Source organism: Nostocoides japonicum T1-X7 (assembly GCF_001046855.1).
Taxonomy (GTDB): Bacteria; Actinomycetota; Actinomycetes; order Actinomycetales; family Dermatophilaceae; genus Nostocoides; species Nostocoides japonicum.
The window spans coordinates 4,812,584-4,814,273 of the sequence record NZ_HF570958.1 but is presented as its reverse complement, the minus strand read 5'-3'; the positions used below and the strand labels follow the sequence as shown (position 1 = coordinate 4,814,273).

Here is a 1,690-nt window from a genome sequence, read left to right as displayed (position 1 = left end):
GGGCTGCCGAGGACCCGGACCGGCCGCGCCGGCCCGGGCTGCGGCGCCCACCGCGCCGTCGTTGACCGCGCCCCGCGACCCACCCGCTCCGTCCCGTTGATGCGTCCTCTCGTGCCGGTCGCCCTCGGCGTCCTCGCCCTGGCCCTCATGTGGCCGCTGCCGCGGCTGCTGGCCCGGATGCGCTACTTCCGGCGCGCGCCCCGAGCCGCCCTGTTCGTCTGGCAGCTCGTGGCGCTCGCGGGCATCGTCGCAGCGCTCGCCGTGGCGCCCGCCGTCGTCGGTGTCCTCGACGCCCAGCCGAGCGGCCGCCCGACGTGGCTCATCGTCCTCGCCGTCGCCGTCTCCGGGGGGATGCTCCTCCAGCTCCTGCGGTCCGGCCACATCGTCGGCCGCCGACTGCGGGCGGTGCGCCGCGAGCATCGCGAGCTCGTCGACCTCATCGGAACCCGGGCGGACGACCTCGGCACCTCGACCCGGCTCCTCGAGCACCCGACGCCCACCGCATACTGCGTGCCGGGCCTGCGCCAGCGGATCGTCCTCACCCGGGGGACGCTCGACCGGCTCCCACCCGACGAGCTTGCGGCCGTCGTCGCGCACGAGCGCGCCCACCTGCACCGGCGCCACGACCTCGTCGTCGAGTTCTTCACCGTGCTCCACGTCGCCGTGCCGCCCTTCCTCCGCGCCGAGGCCGCCCTCGACGAGATCCGCCTGCTCGTCGAGGCGCTCGCCGACCGGAGCGCGGCCCGCGAGGTGGGACCGCTCACCGTCGGGCGCGCCCTCGGCACGGTGGCCGGCGCTCGGGTCCCCGACGTGGCGCTCGGGCTCCAGGTCAGCCCCGCGGCGGCCGCCACCCGGATCACCCTCCTCACTCGTCCGGCTCCCGTCTGGGTGTCCCCGCTCATGTATGCCTTCGGCGCCTCCGTCCTCGCGCTCCCCGTCCTCCTCCTCGCGCTGGTGTACCGCTGAGGCTCGCCCACCCCTGAGGCTCGCCCACCCCTGAGGCCGTCACCACTCGGTGGCCCCCACCCGCCCACCGTGGCGATCTGGCACCCGATCGGGGCCTGTGCACCACCCCTGACCCCCGGTCAACCCATCGGCCAGCCCCTGGACCGGCCCCTCACCCGCCCATCGTGGCCATCTGGCACCCGATCGGGGCCTGTGCACCACCCCTACCCATCGGCCAGCCCCTCACCCGCCCACCGTGGCCATCTGGCACCCGATCGGGGCCTGTGCACCATGCCTGACCCCCGGTCAACCCATCGACCAGCCCCAGGACCGGGTCGCCCCACCCGCCCACCGTGGCCATATGGCACCCGATCGGGGCCTGTGCACCACGCCTGACCCCCGGTCAACCCATCGGCCAGCCCCAGGACCGGCCCCCCACCCGCCCACCGTGGCGATCTGGCACCCGATCGGGGCCTGTGCACCACCCCTGACCCCGCGAGTGCGACCCCGCCGGCCCGATGAACAGGAACATCGGCGCGGCGGCCACCGACAGACGCTCCGAGCCCGCTCATCCGACGCACTCCGGCGACAGACAGCGCCCCTATTGCCTGTCCATAGGACCGACGGAACAGAGGTGCTGCCCGGTGGCTGGCGAGGCGATGGTGCACAGACCCCGATCGGGTGGCAAACCGCCAAGCCGGCAACATGGTCGGGCGGGAGTTGCTCAGCCGCAGCGCGTCGGGGT

General features: G+C 74.9%; 1 protein-coding gene. It reads left to right on the top strand.

Annotation, left to right across the window (positions count from 1 at the left end; all coding sequences use genetic code 11):
- Positions 1-966, top strand: a 966-nt coding sequence (locus tag BN12_RS21875) for a M56 family metallopeptidase (protein ID WP_327152689.1), incomplete at its 5' end; no start/stop codon positions are given.
- Between the last annotated feature and the right edge of the window lie 724 nt (positions 967-1,690).